The organism is Solwaraspora sp. WMMB335 (assembly GCF_049179075.1).
GTDB lineage: Bacteria > Actinomycetota > Actinomycetes > Mycobacteriales > Micromonosporaceae > Micromonospora_E.
The window spans coordinates 7,316,551-7,333,546 of record NZ_JBMHMF010000001.1 but is presented as its reverse complement, the minus strand read 5'-3'; the positions used below and the strand labels follow the sequence as shown (position 1 = coordinate 7,333,546).

At 71.5% G+C, this 16,996-nt stretch carries 12 protein-coding genes; 7 read left to right on the top strand and 5 right to left on the bottom strand.

Going from position 1 to position 16,996, the window contains the following annotated elements; translation table 11 throughout:
• Nucleotides 1–8 precede the first annotated feature (8 nt).
• The 3 genes from pulA to ACN27F_RS31610 all read right to left on the bottom strand — a co-directional run bounded on the left by pulA (nt 9) and on the right by ACN27F_RS31610 (nt 6,765).
• A complete protein-coding gene (gene pulA / locus ACN27F_RS31620) occupies nt 9–5,447 on the bottom strand; it encodes a pullulanase-type alpha-1,6-glucosidase (RefSeq protein WP_421439118.1) in 5,439 nt (1,812 codons plus the stop codon).
• A 127-nt stretch (nt 5,448–5,574) separates the two neighbouring features.
• A complete protein-coding gene (locus tag ACN27F_RS31615; protein WP_421439117.1) occupies nt 5,575–6,291 on the bottom strand; it encodes a hypothetical protein in 717 nt (238 codons plus the stop codon).
• An 84-nt stretch (nt 6,292–6,375) separates the two neighbouring features.
• Entirely contained in the window at nt 6,376–6,765 is a 390-nt protein-coding gene (locus ACN27F_RS31610; RefSeq protein ID WP_421439116.1) for a hypothetical protein, read from the bottom strand.
• Between the two features lie 197 nt (nt 6,766–6,962).
• Between ACN27F_RS31610 and ACN27F_RS31605 the strand changes: the two genes are divergently transcribed.
• Complete coding sequence (locus ACN27F_RS31605; protein ID WP_421439115.1) at nt 6,963–9,791, top strand: aconitate hydratase; 2,829 nt, start codon at nt 6,963–6,965, stop codon at nt 9,789–9,791.
• Nucleotides 9,792–9,867: 76 nt separating this feature from the next.
• The gene (locus ACN27F_RS31600) at nt 9,868–10,113 is read left to right on the top strand and encodes a DUF2630 family protein (protein WP_421439114.1); all 246 of its coding nucleotides are present in this window, start codon (nt 9,868–9,870) and stop codon (nt 10,111–10,113) included.
• A 24-nt stretch (nt 10,114–10,137) separates the two neighbouring features.
• On the opposite strand, the gene ACN27F_RS31595 is transcribed toward ACN27F_RS31600, so the two are convergent.
• Nucleotides 10,138–10,782, bottom strand: coding sequence for an HAD family hydrolase (locus tag ACN27F_RS31595; protein ID WP_421439113.1), 645 nt, complete (start codon nt 10,780–10,782; stop codon nt 10,138–10,140).
• A gap of 116 nt (nt 10,783–10,898) precedes the next feature.
• On the opposite strand from ACN27F_RS31595, the gene ACN27F_RS31590 reads away from it, so the two are divergent.
• The 5 genes from ACN27F_RS31590 (at nt 10,899) to ACN27F_RS31570 (ending at nt 14,715) form a co-directional block, all read left to right on the top strand.
• Entirely contained in the window at nt 10,899–11,489 is a 591-nt protein-coding gene (locus ACN27F_RS31590) for a TetR/AcrR family transcriptional regulator (protein WP_421439112.1), read from the top strand.
• Nucleotides 11,490–11,616: 127 nt separating this feature from the next.
• Nucleotides 11,617–12,510: a TIGR04222 domain-containing membrane protein gene (locus ACN27F_RS31585; protein ID WP_421439111.1), complete on the top strand. Its 894-nt coding sequence runs from the start codon at nt 11,617–11,619 to the stop codon at nt 12,508–12,510.
• Nucleotides 12,507–13,394 (top strand): DUF692 domain-containing protein, encoded by an 888-nt coding sequence (locus tag ACN27F_RS31580; protein WP_421439110.1) that lies wholly within the window; start codon nt 12,507–12,509, stop codon nt 13,392–13,394. The genes ACN27F_RS31585 and ACN27F_RS31580 overlap by 4 nt, the downstream gene beginning before the upstream one ends.
• On the top strand, nt 13,391–13,882 hold the full coding sequence (locus tag ACN27F_RS31575) for a hypothetical protein (protein WP_421439109.1): 492 nt from the start codon (nt 13,391–13,393) through the stop codon (nt 13,880–13,882). The genes ACN27F_RS31580 and ACN27F_RS31575 overlap by 4 nt, the downstream gene beginning before the upstream one ends.
• Nucleotides 13,883–13,953: 71 nt before the next feature.
• A complete protein-coding gene (locus ACN27F_RS31570; protein ID WP_421439108.1) occupies nt 13,954–14,715 on the top strand; it encodes an SDR family oxidoreductase in 762 nt (253 codons plus the stop codon).
• Between the two features lie 227 nt (nt 14,716–14,942).
• On the opposite strand, the gene ACN27F_RS31565 is transcribed toward ACN27F_RS31570, so the two are convergent.
• Nucleotides 14,943–16,949 (bottom strand): ABC transporter ATP-binding protein, encoded by a 2,007-nt coding sequence (locus ACN27F_RS31565; protein ID WP_421439107.1) that lies wholly within the window; start codon nt 16,947–16,949, stop codon nt 14,943–14,945.
• Nucleotides 16,950–16,996: the final 47 nt, after the last annotated feature.

Here is a 16,996-nt window from a genome sequence, read left to right as displayed (position 1 = left end):
GGGTGGGGTCAGCTGGGTTGGACGAAGACCGCGGTCGTGCGGGCCGGCACCGTGAAGGTGCCGGTGGCCCGGTCGAACGCCGCTGTCCGGACCACCGGGTCGACCGAGCCACGCAGCTCCGGGTGCAGCTCGATGCCGGCGCCACGCAGTTCCGGCAACCGCTGGGTCACCGGCGCCGGCGTCGCGTTGAAGATCACGGTGACCGACCGCCAGCGCCGGTCCAGCCCGGCCGAGCGCAGCCGCATGGTGATCACGCCCGGCGTCTCCGCCGGCCCGGCCAGCGGGAAACTCACCCGCTGCTGCACCTCGTGGGCGGTGTCCAGGGCGAACACCGGTGACGAGGCCCGGATGCGCAGCAGTTCGGCGTAGCGGGCGGCGCTCGCTCCGATCGTCGCGCAGTCGGGCACCAGCGCCGGATCGGCGAGCAGCGGCCGCGCGTACGGCCACTTGTCCTCGTTGTCCGCCGCCGGCGGCAGCCCGGCGCCGAAGCCGTTGCCGGCACCGCAGTCCCAGCGGATCTGGTTGAACCAGTCCCCCGAGTTGTACGAGTTGCGGTCCAGCGACTTGGACCGCAGCCGCTCACTGCCGGCGGTCACGAACCCGGTGCCCTGGGCGAAGACCACCGTGGACAGGGCCAGCAGTTGGGCGCGGGCCCGGTCGGCGGGTGGGGTGCCGGCCGGCAGCTTGTACGCCAGCGCGTCGTACAGGATCTCGTTGTCGTGCGCGTCGACGTAGGTGACCGCCTCACCGGGCGCGGCGGTGTAGCCGGCCGGTGAGCCGTTGTAGTCGATGTCGGCGCCGGTGGCCGGGTCGCCGCTGGCGCTGGTGAACCGGTAGCCGGCCAGGTTGCCGGTCAACCCGACCTTGATGATGTCCTGCTGGTGGCGCAGCCGGGTCTCCTGCTCGGCGTGGCTGCCGTTGACCGGGTCACCGTTGGGGTCGGTGAACAGCCCGGAGGCGAAGCCCTGCACGCGCGGGTTGGCGTCGAACGGGCCGCCGCCGCGGACCGCGTCGCGCAGCCGGTCGGTGAACGTACCGATGCCGGTGCCGGCCAGGTTGCGCTGGGTGGCCTGGACGAACCGGGCGTCACCGGCCACCTCGCCGAAGTCCCAGCCCTCGCCGTACAGCAGGATCGCCCGGCCGTCGACGCCGTCCCGCCGTAGCGTCAGCTCGTCGAGCGCGGCCCGCACCGCCAGGATGTTCGCCTTCGGGTGGTGGCCCATCAGGTCGAACCGGAAGCCGTCCACCTTGTACGCCTTGGCCCAGGTGACCACCGAGTCGACGACGAGCCGGCCCATCATGGCGTGCTCGGGTGCGGTGTTGGCGCAGCAGGTCGAGGTGGCCACCGATCCGTCGTCGAGCAGCCGGTGGTAGTAGCCGGGCACGATCTGGTCGAGCATCGAGTGCCGGTCCACCCCGGCCGCCGAGGTGTGGTTGTAGACCACGTCGAGCACCACCCGCAGCCCGGCCTCGTTGACCCCGGCGACCATCTCGCGGAACTCGGCGGTCCGGGCGGCACCGTCCGGGTCGGTGGCGTAGCCGCCCTCCGGCACCGTGTAGTGCAGCGGGTCGTAGCCCCAGTTGTAGCCGTCGGAGTCGGCCACGGCGGCGACGCATTCCTGCTGGCCGGGCGAGTCCGGTGGCAGGGCGGCCAGGTCGCAGTCGGGCACCGCCTGCGCGGCGCGGCGTTCGGGGATGGTGGCGAAGTCGAACGCGGGCAGCAGGTGCAGGTGGGTGACCCCGGCGTCGGCCAGTGACGTCAGGTGCCGCATTCCGGTGCTGTCCGGATCGGTGAAGGCCAGGTAGGTGCCGCGCCGCTCGGCCGGCACGCTGGTGTCGGCCATCGAGAAGTCCCGGATCGAGACCTCCTGGATGTGGGTGCGGCCGGCCGGGACCGCGTCCGGCTTGCGCAGCCGCGTCCAGCCGGCCGGCGCGAGCGCCGGATCGGCGAGGTCGACGATCAGGCTGTGGGTGGAGTCGGCGGCCAGAGCCACCGCGTACGGGTCGGTGACCGAGGCGGTGACCATCCGCTGCGCGGCCGGCTGCCAGGCGTCGACCTGGTAGCGGTAGTAGCGACCGGACCAGCCGGGTTCACCGCGCACCGACCAGACACCGGTCCGGTCGTCGCGGCGCATGGCAATGGTGCGGGGCTCGGCGTCCGGGGTGTCGAACAGCTGCACCGCCACGGTACGGGCGGTGGGTGCCCACACCGACAGGGTGGGCCGGCGGCCGGCGAAGGTGACGCCGAGCGGGGCGGTGGTGGCGGCCGCGTACAGGTCGTCGAGCACGCCGGGCAGCTGCACCCCGGTGACCGCGAGCAGCTTGCCGGTGTGGTCGCGTTCGGTGACGGCGAGCTGGCCGCGCAGCGCGCCCGGGATCCTCGCCCGGTCCCGCCTGTCGACGGTGAAGGCCCGGTACGCCCACAGGTGCGGGAACGCGACCCGCTGCGCCTCGGTGAGCCCGTTGCGCTGCGCGGCCAGCCGGATCGAGGAGTACGTCCCGGTCAGTTCGTCGCCGTCGACCGCCAGCCCGCCGTCCGGGGCCCAGACGAGGTCGTAGCGTCTGCCGTCGGTCGGCCCGGTGGCCCAGGCGATCGTGGACCGGTCGATGAAGTGCGCCCGTTGCGTGGTCAGGTCGAGGTCACGACCGGCGGTGGCGGCCGGCGGCAGCAGCCGTCGCGAATCGCCGGCGAGCAGCCAGACCTCCCGGCCGGCGGTGGTGAAGTCGAGCCGCTGGTCGGCCGGCAGGTCCTTGTCGTCGCCCCGGTGGATGATGTAGCTGAGCCCGGTGGCGCCGGCGGCCAGCGGCACCCGGAAGGTGACGCCGTAACTGTCCTGCTCGGCCGGCGGCAGCGGCTGCGCCCAGTCGGTCGGGTCGGCGGCACCGTCCCAGACGTGCAGCCCCCAGCCGGTGTAGTCGCCGTCGGCGCGGCGGTAGTGCAGCAGCGCCACCCCGTCGTCGACCGGTGGGTCGGGTTCGCCGGTGGCGTCGCGGCGGGTCGGATACAGCGCCGGATCGCCCTGCTTGACCCAGACCTCGCCGGTGGTGCTCACGTCGACCGTCCGATCGTTCTCGACGTCCTTGGTGCCGTCGGCGTCGACGACCAGGAATCCGACCGATGTGGCGCCGGGGGCGAGCTTGACCCAGGCGAACCGGCCGTAGCTGTCCTCGCCAGCGAACGGTTGCCCGTCCGGCCAGGTGCTCTGCCAGTCGGGGTCGATGTCACCCCAGCTGTAGAGGCCCCAGTCGGCGTAGTCACCGTCCGGGCGCTGGTAGTGCACGACCAGCCAGTCGCGGGCGTCAGCCGCCGGCGGGGTGGCGACGACGACGGTGGACGTCGCGGTGGCGGTTCGGCGTCTGCTGTCGCGCACCTGCGCCTTGTACTCGATGCGGGTGCCGGCCGCCAGCCCGACGAGGTCGTGGTGCACCTGGTACGGGGCGTGGGCGGCCCGGCCGAGCTTGGTCCACCGGCCGTCGCCGACGCGGGCGGAGACGGTGACCTCGGCGAGCGGGTCGCCGGTCACCTCGGCGGTGACGGTGGCCCGGGTGGCCACGGCGGCACCGGCACCCGGCGCGGTGATGGTGATGCTCGGCCGGGCGGTGGGTGCCGGGACCGGCGCGTCGGCGCGGTAGAGCACGGCGGACAGCGCCGGCACGGTCACGGTCAGCTGACCGTCGGCGCCGGTGCGGGCCGGGCCGGTCTGGCCGTAGACGCCCCGGAAGGTGGTCTGCGGCGACCAGGTGTCGACGGTGACCTGCTGGGCGGTGGTGGCGTTGTTGACCGCGGCGACGTACTCGACCCGCTCGGCCGGATCGGCGCCGGAGTCGACGCGGGAGAAGGCGAACACGCCGGGCCCGTCGGCGGCGTACCGGGTGACCTGGATGCCGTCGCGCAGTGCGGGGTGGGCGGCGCGCAGCGCACCCAGTTCGGCGATGCCCCGGTAGATCGGGTGCGCCGGGTCGAAGTTGTCCTGGGCGTGGGTGCGGTCGGTGCCGAGCAGGTCGTCGTCGAGATAGTCGGGCACCCGGGAGGCGAAGACGGTCTGCCGGGCGTCCTTGTCGCCGCCGGCGCCGGTGAAGCCCTGCTCGTCGCCGGAGTAGACGACCGGCTGGCCCCGGGTGAGGAACATCAGCTCGTGGGCGAGCAGGTCGCGACGCAGGTGGCTGGCCGGGTCGGTGCCACCGCCAGCGACGAAGGTGCCGATGCGGCCCATGTCGTGGTTGCCGAGGAAGGTGGGCAGCCGGCCGGCGTCGGTGTCGCGAGCGGTGTAGAGCGGGTCGTCAGCGTACAGGTCGGCGAGGGTGGTGGCGGTGCCGCCGGCGGCGACGTAGTCGCGGGCCGCCTCCTGGAAGCCGAAGTCGAGGGTGGCGGGTAGCCCACCCCGGCGGACATAGGTCGAGGCGATCTCCGCGTCGGCGGAGTACACCTCGCCGAACATGAAGAAGTCGCGCTTGTCGGCGCGGCGGGCGGCGTCGTCGATGCCCCGGCTGAACTGCGGCCAGAAGTCGAGGTTGACGTGCTTGACGGTGTCGAGGCGGTAGCCGTCGACACCGGTGTCCCGGACCCAGTCGGCGAAGATCTCCGTCATGCCCTGGACGACCTCGGGCCGCTCGGTCCACAGGTCGTCGAGACCGAAGAAGTCGCCGTACTCGCTGTTCTCGCCGGTGAAGGTGCTGTCGCCCCGGTTGTGGTACATGGTCGGGTCGTTGAGCCAGGCCGGGACCTTGACGTCGGCGTCGTCGGGGTCGATCACGACCGGGGTTCGCGGGAACGAGCCGGCACCGACGTCGGGGAAGTCCCGGCTGCCGTCGGCGTAGTTACGGTCCTCGAACGGGCGGCCGGCGGCGTCGCGGTACGGCGTGGTGGCCTTGTCGACGTAGCCGTACTCGCCTTCGGCGTAGGAGATGACGTCGGCGGTGTGGTTGACGATGACGTCCAGGTAGATCTTGATGTCCCGCTGGTGGGCGAGTGTGACCAGCCGTTTGAGCTCGGCCATCGTGCCGAAGTGCGGGTCGATGCGGGTGAAGTCGGTGATCCAGTAGCCGTGGTAGCCCGCCGAGATGTCGTCGCCGCTGCCCTGCACCGGACGGTTGGCGAAGACCGGGGCGAGCCAGATGGCGGTGGTGCCGAGCCCGTGGATGTAGTCCAGGTTGTCGATCACGCCGGCGAGGTCGCCGCCCTGGTAGAAGCCCTTGTCGGTGGGGTCGTAGCCGGTTTCCAGCCGGCCGCCGGGCAGTCCGCCCCGGTCGTTGGTCGGATCGCCGTTGGCGAACCGGTCGGGCAGCAGGAAGTAGAACTGCTCGTTACGGTGTGCGTTGTGGCCGGCGGGGTGGGACGAAGGCCGGCTCACGGCCGCTGGAACGCCGATCAGGGTGGTCGCCAGGACGGCGGCGAGTGCGAACAGGAACAGGTGCCAGGTACGCGGACGGGAGGGTGCGGCTTCCATCGACGGCCTTCCTGTGGAGGATGCCCGCACGCTAGCCCTTGCTGCAAGGTTCTGCAATATCTTGCAGGACACCCCGAGACGTCGCCCGTCGACCTGCACACGGTGGCGTCCGCCGTGCGCGACCGACTCAGCGGATGACGCAGGGAGCGCCGTTGACCACGCAGTGCAGCGGTTCGGCACCCCGGCCGTGGCGCTCGAAGTGGAACCGCAGCGGCACCGCGGAGTGTCCGTCGACCGGGACCCCGCTGGTGAACACGTAGTCCGCACCCGAACGCCGCAGGTTGGCCTGCGGGGCACCGTCGACCCAGGCGGCGTACAACCGTCCGACGTTGCTGGGAAAACGCAGCGTGACAGTCCAGTCCCGATCGCGCCGGGACGTGTTCATCACCAGCACTTCGGCAATGAACGCGTCGTGATACTGGTCCATCACCCGGTACTGGCCGAGCACCTTCCAGTCCGGCTCGGGCTCTGCCGGCGGTGGGGCGGTGCTGGTGGCCGGCGGGACGGTGGTCGGCGGGGCCGGCGGCATTGTGGACGGCGACGGCGACGGCGGCGCGGGGGCGAGGATCGCCTCACCGGACGGCGGCGGTGCCGCGGCGACGAGTTGCCCGCCCGTGTTGACCGGCGGCGCAGACGCCGCCGGTCGGGGCCCGGGTGCCGGGGTGGCCGTCGCGGGCTGCCGGGGCAGTTCCCCGATGGCCCGTGACTGCACGGACACGCAACCGGTGGCCACCAGGAAGATGACGATCATCACGCCAAGTCCACTGAGAACGACCACCCAGGGTGCCATGGCGATCACGTGAGTCGGGGTCCACACGTTACGAGCGGCGTGCCTGCCGTCCACGATGGCCCCCTTTTGCGCGACAGCGTCCCGCAGGAGAGTAGCGATCCGCAGCCGGAGCACAAAAGGGCCGGTTACTGCCTAGAGTCAGTCGAGTGGGGTGACAGTACAAATACGTACCCCATCGCGACCGAGTCGTAACAGATAGTAGAAATGGTGGCCGGAAACGCAGTGCCCGTCGCTGTCCAGGTACTCCCATTCGACCTCGACCGCCACCAACGCCGCGCTCACCGGTCGCACCTCGTGGAACCGGGCATGGGAGGCGACGATCCGCCGTTCGCGGTAGTCCGGCGCGGCGCCGACGAACGACAACGCCACGGCCGCCGGCGTAGCGAACGAGAAGCTGTAGCCGTCGGCGACCACCATCGCCGGCAGGGCGAAGCAGGCCGCCACCCCGGGCAGATCACCGGCGGTCACCGCGGCGCCGTACCGGTCGAAGAAGTCGATCAGCGCGTCCAGGTCGGTCGAGGTGTCCACGTGGCATCTGGTGCCCGATTCGTCCGACGGGCAAACCCGCCCCGACCGGCCCGGGGTTGCCGAGATAGCAAGACGGACGTACGGTTTTATTGAGTGGAGTGCCATCGTCGGGGTAAGTGTCACCTAACCCCGACCACGCGGTAATCCGTACGAAAGACTGCCAGGACGACCAGGGACGAAGCGACAAGGAGTCCGACGTGGCGAGCCTCGACACCTTCGGTGCCAAGAGCCAGTTGCGCGTCGCCGACGCGAGCTACGAGATTTTCACCATCAACACAGTGGCCGGGCAGGAACGTCTGCCGTACAGCCTGAAGATCCTGCTGGAGAATCTGCTCCGCACCGAGGACGGGGCCAACGTCACCGCCGAGCAGATCCGCGCACTCGGTTCCTGGGATCCCGACGCCGAACCCAGCGTCGAGATCCAGTTCACCCCGGCCCGCGTACTGATGCAGGACTTCACCGGCGTGCCCTGCGTGGTCGACCTGGCCACCATGCGCGAGGCGGTCCGCGATCTCGGCGGCGACCCGACCAAGGTCAACCCACTCGCCCCCGCCGAACTCGTGATCGACCACTCGGTCATCGCCGATCTGTTCGGTCGGGAGGACGCCTTCGCCCGCAACGTCGAGCTGGAGTACGGCCGCAACAAGGAGCGCTACCAGTTCCTGCGCTGGGGCCAGACGGCGTTCAACGAATTCAAGGTGGTCCCGCCGGGCACCGGCATCGTGCACCAGGTCAACATCGAGTACCTCGCCCGCACGGTGATGGAGCGCGGCGGCCAGGCCTACCCGGACACCGTGGTCGGCACCGACTCGCACACCACCATGGTCAACGGTCTCGGGGTGCTCGGTTGGGGCGTCGGCGGCATCGAGGCCGAGGCCGCCATGCTCGGCCAGCCGGTCAGCATGCTCATCCCCCGGGTCGTCGGGTTCAAACTCTCCGGCGAGGCACCGGCCGGCACCACCGCCACCGACCTGGTGCTGACCATCACCGAGATGCTGCGCAAGCACGGCGTGGTCGGCAAGTTCGTCGAGTTCTACGGCCCCGGCGTGAGCGCGGTGCCGCTGGCCAACCGGGCCACCATCGGCAACATGTCCCCCGAGTACGGCTCGACCGTGGCGATCTTCCCGATCGATGCCGAGACCATCAACTACCTGCGGCTGACCGGCCGCGACGCGCGCCAGGTCGCGCTGGTCGAGGCGTACGCCAAGACGCAGGGCCTGTGGCACGATCCGGACACCGAACCGCACTACTCGGAGCGGCTGGAGCTCGACCTGTCCAGCATCGAGCCGTCGCTGGCCGGCCCGAAGCGGCCACAGGACCGGGTCCCGTTGGGCAGCGCCAAGACGCTGTTCCGCGGCGCGCTGACCGACTACGTCGCTCCCGACGACGCCGACGCACCGCGCGACGGCGCGCGGCAGGACACCGGTGGTCTCATCGGTCGCGCCGACGAAGCCAGCTCGGAATCCTTCCCGGCCAGCGACCCACCGGCCGCCGACGGGGCCGACGACCCGGCGGACAAGCCCCGCGAGCTGATCAGCGCCTCGCTCGGCTCCGGTGGGCGGGCCAGCAAGCCGGTGCGGGTCACCGGGGCCGACGGCACCGAGTTCGAACTCGACCACGGAGCCGTGGTGATCGCGGCGATCACCTCCTGTACCAACACCTCCAACCCGCAGGTGATGCTCGGTGCGGCGCTGCTGGCCCGCAACGCGGTCGACCGGGGCCTGGCCCGCAAGCCGTGGGTGAAGACGACCCTCGCCCCTGGTTCCAAGGTGGTCATGGACTACTACGAACGGGCCGGGCTCACCCCGTACCTGGAGAAGCTGGGCTTCCACCTGGTGGGCTACGGCTGCACCACGTGCATCGGCAACTCCGGCCCGCTACCGGAGGAGATTTCCGCCGCGGTCAACGAGCACGACCTCACCGTGGTGTCGGTGCTCTCCGGCAACCGCAACTTCGAGGGCCGGATCAACCCCGACGTCAAGATGAACTACCTGGCCTCCCCGCCGCTGGTGGTGGCCTACGCGCTCACCGGCACGATGGACATCGACCTGGCCAACGAACCGCTCGGCACCGGGTCGGACGGCGAGCCGGTGTTCCTGCGCGACATCTGGCCCAGTGCGGCCGAGATCGAGCAGGTACGGGCCAGCGCGATCGGCGCGGCCGGCTTCGGCTCGGCGTACGCCGACGTGTTCGCCGGCGACGAGCGCTGGCAGTCGCTGCCCACCCCGACCGGGGACACCTTCACCTGGGCGGACGAGTCGACGTACGTGCGCAAGCCGCCGTACTTCGAGGGGATGGCCCCCACCCCGCCGCCGGTCGGCGACATCAGTGGGGCGCGGGTGCTGGCCAAGCTGGGTGACTCGGTGACCACCGACCACATCTCCCCGGCCGGGGCGATCAAGCCCGACTCCCCGGCCGGGCGTTACCTCACCGAGCACGGCGTACCCCGGCACGAGTTCAACTCGTACGGCTCGCGGCGCGGCAACCACGAGGTGATGATCCGGGGCACCTTCGCCAACATCCGGCTGCGCAACCAGCTGGTGCCCGGCGTGGAGGGTGGCTTCACGGTCAACCACCTCACCGGCGAGCAGACCACGATCTACGACGCCTCGGTGGCGTACACGCAGGCCGGCGTGCCGTTGGTGGTGCTGGCCGGCAAGGAGTACGGTTCCGGCTCGTCGCGGGACTGGGCGGCCAAGGGAACCATGCTGCTCGGCGTGCGGGTGGTGATCGCCGAGTCGTACGAACGGATCCACCGGTCCAACCTGATCGGCATGGGGGTGCTGCCGCTGCAGTACCCGCCCGGTCAGGACGCCGCGTCGCTGGGGCTGACCGGCACCGAGACGATCGACGTCGTCGGGGTGACCGGCCTGAACGAGGGCACCACGCCGCGCACCGTCACGGTGCGCACCGACACCGGAGTCGAATTCGAGGCCGTGGTCCGCATCGACACCCCGGGTGAGGCGGACTACTACCGGCACGGTGGCATCCTGCAGTTCGTGCTGCGCAAGATGCTCGACAGCTGAGGACGACGACCGAGATGGCGGCGGGTGGTGACCGGTCCGGTCACCACCCGCCGCGCTCGTGTGCCAAGCTCGTGGGATGGACGACAGGACGGTACTGGCCCGGATCCACGAGTTGGTCGACGAGGAGCACGAACTGCGGGCCCGGTTCACCGCGGGCGAGCTGTCCGCCGACGCCGAACACGCTCGGTTGGGCGCGGTCGAGGAGGCACTCGACCAGTGCTGGGACCTGTTACGGCGCCGTCGGGCGGCGCGGGACGGCGGTGGCGACCCGGAATCCGTACAGCCCCGTCCGACCGGCGAGGTGGAAAGTTACCTGCAGTGATCGCGCTCGGCGCGTGACCAGGCGTCAACCCGCCAGGACCGCGGCCACCGCCGGGATCACTCCGGCGGCCTCCCGGGTCGGGGCGTAGCGGTTGTCCAGCCAGCTGCGCCCACGGTGGAGCCAGACGCTGGGCAGGCCGACCGCCGCGGCGCCGCCGATGTCCGCTTCCGGGCTGTCCCCGATCATCCACGCGCCACGCAGCCGCATCCGTACGCTCTGCGCGGCGAGCGCGAAGATCCGCGGATTGGGTTTGCTGACCCCGGCGGCTTCGGAGATGACCCAGTCGGCGACGTAGCGGTCCAGGCCGGTACGGCGGATCTTCGCCTCCTGCTGACGTACGGTGCCGTTGCTGACCACGACCGGCACCCAGCCGGCGTCGCGGGCGATCCGCAGGGTGCAGGCAACCAGTGGATCGAGCCGGGTGTGTTCCACCACCCCGTCGTGCAGCGCCTCCACCAGGTCGATCGACGACACCCGCAGCTGGTACCGGCCACGAATCGCATCAGCCAGATCCCACCGGTCGGTCAGCCCGTCGGCGTCGACGGAGACCAACCAGTCGATGTCGTCGGGAGGCGCTTCGATCGACGCGAGAAACTCCTGCCCCCACACGCGAAACGCACCGGCCCGGTCGAGCAGGGTGTTGTCCAGATCCAGGAGCAGGAGTGGCACGGCCGCACCTTACGCGACGGTAGGTGCCCGGGAACAGCCCCGCGATGTTAACTGATCCAGGTAACAAGCCGTACGTACGGATTGCATGCGGTCTGCCCACCTGACACGATCACATCATGCCCCGGGTGAGCCAGGTCCAGCTCGACGCACGCCGCCAGGAAATCCTCGCCGCCGCCCGGGTCTGCTTCGCCCGGCATGGCTACGAAGGTGCCACGGTGCGCCGGCTCGAGGAGGCGACGGGACTGTCCCGTGGCGCGATCTTCCACCACTTCCGGGACAAGGACTCGCTTTTCCTGGCGGTCGCCGAGGACGACGCCGCCGCCATGGTCGAGACCGTGGCCCGCAACGGGTTGGTCCAGGTGATGCGTGATCTGCTGACCCGGGCGCATTCCCCGGACACCGCCGGTTGGCTGGGCAGCCAGCTCGAGGTGTCCCGACGGCTGCGCACCGATCCGGACTTCGCCCGGCGCTGGACCGCCCGCTCCGACGCCATCGCCGACGCCACCCGGGAGCGGCTGGGTCGTCAGCGCGACGCCGGGGTGCTCCGCGACGACGTACCGATCGACGTCCTGGCCCGGTTTCTGGAGCTGGCCTACGACGGACTGGTGCTGCACCTGGCGATGGGGCGACCAGGAAGCGATCTCGGCGCCGTCCTCGATCTGGTCGAGGAAGCCGTACGACGGACCACACCGGGCCGACCCGGCTGACCCCGCGCACCTTCCGGGCCGGTACGCGAACCGCTGGGGGTGGCACGGCCGTCCCACAATGAGCCCACAGTCCGCACCGGAGCGCGAGGCAGCAGCAGCCGGCGCTCGACGAGCAGCAGGAGGCGTGATGACGCCTGGTGAAACGTGGGGCATTTCCGGCCCCACCTTCCTCGCCGTCTTCGGCGTGGCGGCAGTGGTCCTGGTTTTGGCCAACGTCGCCTACCGGCTGATTGCCTTCGCCGGACATGACGGCCGCCCCGGCGCACCGGACGGCGCCGAGGTCGCGTACCTCAACGGCGGTGCCCGCCTGGCTGTCTACGCCAGCCTGGCCGGGTTGCGCTCGGCCCGGAGCATCGATGTCGACGTCCTCGGTTCGTTACGCGCCGACGGTCCCCTGCCGGCCGGCGCCGGTCAGCTCGACCAAGCGGTCTACCACGCGGCGCAGCGCCAGGTACGGGTCCGTGACCTGGTCACCGATCAATGGGTCGGTGACGCACTGCGTCAGGTGCAGGAGGGGTTGACCTCCGCCGGCCTGGCCCCCGCACCGGCCCAGCGCCAGGCGGCGCGGTTGCTCGCCGCGACGGTCCCGGCGCTCGCGGCCGTGGGCGTGCTGCGCGTGTTCGCCGGTGCCGCCAACAGCCGGCCGATCGGCTACCTGTTACTGCTGCTGGCGATCACCGTCCCGGTCGGTCTGGTGCTGGTCTTCTCGGTGCCCCGCCGGACCCGTGCGGCGCGGCGGGCCCTCGCCGACCTGCGTCGCCGGTACGGATACCTCTCCCCGGCCAGCCGACCGGCACTCGGCATGTACGGCGCCACCGGTGCCGCCATGGGCGTCGGACTGTTCGGGGTGGCGTCGCTGTGGGCGATGGACCCTGGTTTCGCGGGAACCGCGGACATCCACCGGGTGAGCGCCACGAGTACGGGGTACGGCGGGACCAGCGGAGGTGACAGCGGTAGCCACGGCGGCAGCGGCGGCAGCGGCGGATGTGGTGGCGGCGGATGTGGGGGGTGCGGCGGGTGAGCACGGCACCCTCGATCGCCTGGGCCACGCTCGCCAATTCCGGTGCCGGTGCCGATCCCGGTTCCGGTGCCGGACTCGGCGTGGGCATCGGCTGGCGGCCGGAGATCGCCGGGTTCCTCGACGAGCTGCCCGGCCTGCGGTTTTCCGAGGTGATCGCCGAGTCGGTCGATCCAGACCGCCCGCTCGACGACGGGTTGCGCCGTCTGCGCGAGCGTGGGGTGACCGTCATCCCGCACGGGGTACGGCTCTCCCTGGGCGGTGCCGAACCGGTCGATTCGGACCGGGTCGCCCGGTTCATCGGCGCTGCGGAACTACTCGGCGCTCCGTTGGCCAGTGAGCACATCGCGTTCGTCCGCGCCGGCGGCGTCGAGGCCGGTCACCTGCTGCCGATACCGCGCACCTGGGCGGCGGTCGACGCGATGGTCGCCAACGTCAAGCGGGTCGCCGCCGAGCTGCCCGTGCCGATCGCGCTCGAACCGATCGCCGCGCTGTTCGACTGGCCCGACGACGAACTCGGCGAGGCCGATTTCATCAGTGAGATCATCGAGCGTTCCGGTGCCCTGTTGCTGCTGGACGTCGCGAACGTCTACGCCAATGCCCGCAACCGGGGCGACGACCCGGTCGCGCTACTCGACCGGCTGCCGCTTGAGCGGATCGCGTACGTGCACGTCGCCGGCGGCTGCGCCGACCAGGACGGGATCTACCACGACACGCACACCGACGCCGTACCGACGCCGGTGCTGGAACTGGTCACCTACCTGTGCGCCCGGCACCGCCCACCCGCGCTGCTGCTGGAGCGCGACGGCCACTACCCGCCGGCCGCCACGCTGCGGGCCGAACTCGACGCGATCGCCGTGGCCGCCGGTCTGGAGCGGATCACGTGAGCGAGCGGCAACCGGGTGGCGAGAGCGCAAGCAGCCGCGCGGCACCCGGCGGGCTCGCGGCCACGCAGCGGGCACTGGTCGCGGCCCTGGTCGAGGGCGCTGCCCCGCCACCGGGCTTCGATCCACAGCGGCTGTCGGTCGCGCGGGCCGCGCTGCTCCGCAAGCGTGCCGGTGAAGTGGCCCGGCATTGGCCGCTGCTGGCCGCCGCACTGGGCGACGGCTGGCCGGCCGCCTTCGTTTCGTGGGTGGCTGGTCGTCCGCCGGCGGGCGGGCTGCGCGACGGCTGGGACTTCGCCCGGACGCTGGCCGTCACCGACGCTCTGCCACGCCTGGCGGCGGCCGAGTTGGCTGGTCGGGAGGTCGGCTGGCGCTACGACGGGGCGTCCGCTCCCCGCCGGCGCCGCCGCCCGGCGGCTCGCCGGTTGCCGGACGGGTGGGCGATCCAGTTCGCCGGCCGGATTCGCCTGCTTCGCCGCCACCCGGGGTGACCCGGCGTGATTCGGCATGACCCGGTAGGGCTGCGGTGCGGTGCCGTACCGGCCTGTAGCAGGATCGACGGATGGATCTCGGCCTCGACGAACGGGTCTACGTACTCACCGGCGCGTCCCGTGGGCTCGGCTTCGCCACCGCGGCCTGTCTGGTCGCCGACGGGGCGCGGGTGGTGCTCGCCGCCCGCGATGCCACCGGGCTGGCAGCCGCCGTGCAGCGGCTCGGCGGCCCGCGCCATGCAACCGCGGTCAGCGCCGATCTCGGCGCACCGGATGCCGCACCGCGACTGGTGGCCGCCGCACACGAGCGGTTCGGCCGCCTGGACGGGGCGTTGATCTCGGTCGGCGGGCCGAAACCCGGCCCGGCGCAGGCCGCTGGCGATGCCCAGTGGCGGGAAGCGTTCGACACGGTGTTCCTCGGCACCGTACGGGCGCTGCGAACGTTCGCCGACGCGCTGCCCGCCGGCGGGGCGGTGGCCGTGGTGCTGTCCACATCGGTGCGGATGCCGCTGCCCGGACTGGGCATCTCGAACGGCCTGCGGCCCGGACTCGCCGCGGTCGCGAAGGAGCTCGCCGACGGGTACGCCGGACGGGGCGTCCGCGTGGTGAGCCTGCTGCCCGGCCGGATCATGACCGACCGCAACGTGGAGCTCTTCGCCGCCGCGGACGATCCGGCGCGGGCCCGCGCCGAGGCGGAGGCTGCGATTCCGCTCGGTCGGTTGGGCCAGCCGGAGGAGTTCGGCAGGGTGGCGGCCTTCGTCCTGTCTCCGGCCGCGAGCTATCTGACCGGCATCACACTGCCCGTCGACGGCGGCGCCCTCCCCTACCCCTGACCATCCGACACCTCCGCCCCCGCCTCTCCGCCCCGCCTCCCCGACGATCTTGGACTTATCGAGCTGAACGCGGCTGCCGCCGAGGCGGTGAGTACGACGGGCTCGGCGTCCCCGACGCGCACCGTCACGGCACCCGGACCGGCCGTCGGCGGATCGAGGACCGCCAGCCGCCGCGCGAAGTCGCGCAGCACGGATGCGAGGGAGTCTTCCAGGCGCACCGCCTGAGCCTAGACGGTCGGGCTGCCGGCCGGCGGGTGCAGGTTGCCGTCGATGGGGAAGGTACGACCCGATCCGGCCGCCACCGGATCGGGCCCGGAGTCGTCACGGTAGGGAGCGGGTGAGTCGGCCACCGCGAACTGGGTGCGATACAGCTCGGCGTACAGGCCACCGGTCCCGATGAGCTCGTCGTGACGACCGCGTTCGACGATCCGGCCCTCGTCGAGGACGAGGATCTGGTCGGCGTCGCGGACGGTGGACAGCCGGTGCGCGATGACCAGCGCGGTCCGCCCGGCCAACGCGACCGACAGGGCCCGCTGGACCGCCGCCTCGGACTCCGAATCGAGATGGGCGGTGGCTTCGTCGAGGATGACGATCGACGGTGCCTTCAGTAGCAGCCGGGCGATCGCGATGCGCTGTTTCTCGCCGCCGGAGAAACGGTAGCCACGCTCCCCGACGACGGTGTCCAGGCCATCGGGGAGGGCCTGGACGAGCTCGGCGACCTGTGCCCCGCGCAGCGCGGTCCACAATTGCTCGTCGGTGGCATCCGGCTTCGCGTACCGCAGGTTCTCGGCGATCGTCTCGTGGAACAGGTGGGAGTCCTGGGTGACGACTCCGACGGTGTCGCGCAACGAATCGAAGGTGGCATCGCGCACGTCCACCCCGCCGAGGCGGATCGAGCCGTCGGTGACGTCGTACACCCGCGAGATCAGCATCGCGGTGGTGCTCTTGCCCGCGCCGGACGGACCCACCAGCGCGACCAGTTGGCCCGGCTCGACGGTGAACGACACCCCCCGCAGGACCGGTTCGGTAGCCCGTCGGTCCAGGGTCGCCACGTCCTCCAGCGAGGCCAGGGAGACTTCGGCGGCGGTGGGATAGCGGAACCGGACGTCCCGGAACTCCAGCCGCCCGGTGCCGGCCGGCACCGGGACCGCGTCCGGCCGTTGCGCGATCGCCGGGACCAGGTCGAGCACCTCGAACACACGGTCGAAGGAGACCAGCGCGCTCATCACGTCGACCCGGACGTTGCTCAGCGCGGTCAGTGGCCCGTATAGGCGGGTCAGCAGCAACGCCAGGGTGACCACGGTCCCGGCGCTGACGGCGCCGGTCACCGCCAGCCACCCGCCGAGCCCGTAGGTCAGTGCCTGGGCGAGGGAAGCGACCAACAGCATCGCCACGAAAAAGGTGCGGGAGTACATCGCCGACTGGATGCCGATCTCGCGGACCCGGTCGGCCCGCTCGCCGAACCGGCGGGCCTCGGCCTCGGGCTGGCCGAAGAGCTTGACCAGCAACGCACCGGCCACACCGAACCGTTCGGTCATGGTGGCGTTCATCTTGGCGTCGAGGTCGTACGACTCGCGGGTGATCTCGGCGAGCCGCCGTCCGACCCGCCGGGCCGGCACGATGAAGATCGGCAGCAGGACCAGTGACAGCGCGGTGATCTGCCAGGAGAGGGTGAACATCACCACGGCGGTGAGCACCAGTTGGATGACGTTGCTCACGACGCCGGAAAGGGTCGAGGTGAAGGCACGCTGCGCGCCGAGGACGTCGTTGTTGAGCCGGCTGACCAACGCTCCGGTCTGGGTACGGGTGAAGAACTGCAGCGGCATCCGCTGGACATGGTCGTAGACGCGGGTACGCAGGTCGAGGATGATGCCCTCGCCGATGCGAGCCGAGTACCAGCGCTGAGCCAGGGACAGCAGGGCGTCGACGACGGCGAGCGCGGCGATCAACAGCGCCAGCCGTACCACGGTGCCGCCGGCGTCGGCCCCGCCGGCCGTGATCGCGTTGACCACGTCACCGGCCAGTACCGGCGTCGCGACGCCGATGCCGGCCGCCAGGACCACGGTCACCAGAAAGACCACGATGTCCCGCCGGTACGGACCGGCGAACGCCACGATCCGCCGGGCGGTTCCGCGATTGACCCGGTGCGTGGTCACCTGGTCCCGGTCACGCATCGAGCGCAGCATCCCCCAGCCACCGCCCATGCCACCCATGCCGCCCCCCAGCCCGGCCATGCCGCCCATGCTCCCGCCGCCTCCGGCCATCGGACTCGCCACCCCCC

Bases quoted from the DNA above. Each gene is read 5' to 3' on its own strand.
- ACN27F_RS31570 (WP_421439108.1), top strand. From the start codon at position 13,954: ATGGATCTCGGCCTCGACGAACGGGTCTACGTACTCACCGGCGCGTCC.
- ACN27F_RS31600 (WP_421439114.1), top strand. From the start codon at position 9,868: ATGGACGACAGGACGGTACTGGCCCGGATCCACGAGTTGGTCGACGAG.
- ACN27F_RS31565 (WP_421439107.1), bottom strand. From the start codon at position 16,949: ATGGCCGGGCTGGGGGGCGGCATGGGTGGCATGGGCGGTGGCTGGGGG.
- pulA (WP_421439118.1), bottom strand. From the start codon at position 5,447: ATGGAAGCCGCACCCTCCCGTCCGCGTACCTGGCACCTGTTCCTGTTC.
- ACN27F_RS31590 (WP_421439112.1), top strand. From the start codon at position 10,899: ATGCCCCGGGTGAGCCAGGTCCAGCTCGACGCACGCCGCCAGGAAATC.
- ACN27F_RS31585 (WP_421439111.1), top strand. From the start codon at position 11,617: ATGACGCCTGGTGAAACGTGGGGCATTTCCGGCCCCACCTTCCTCGCC.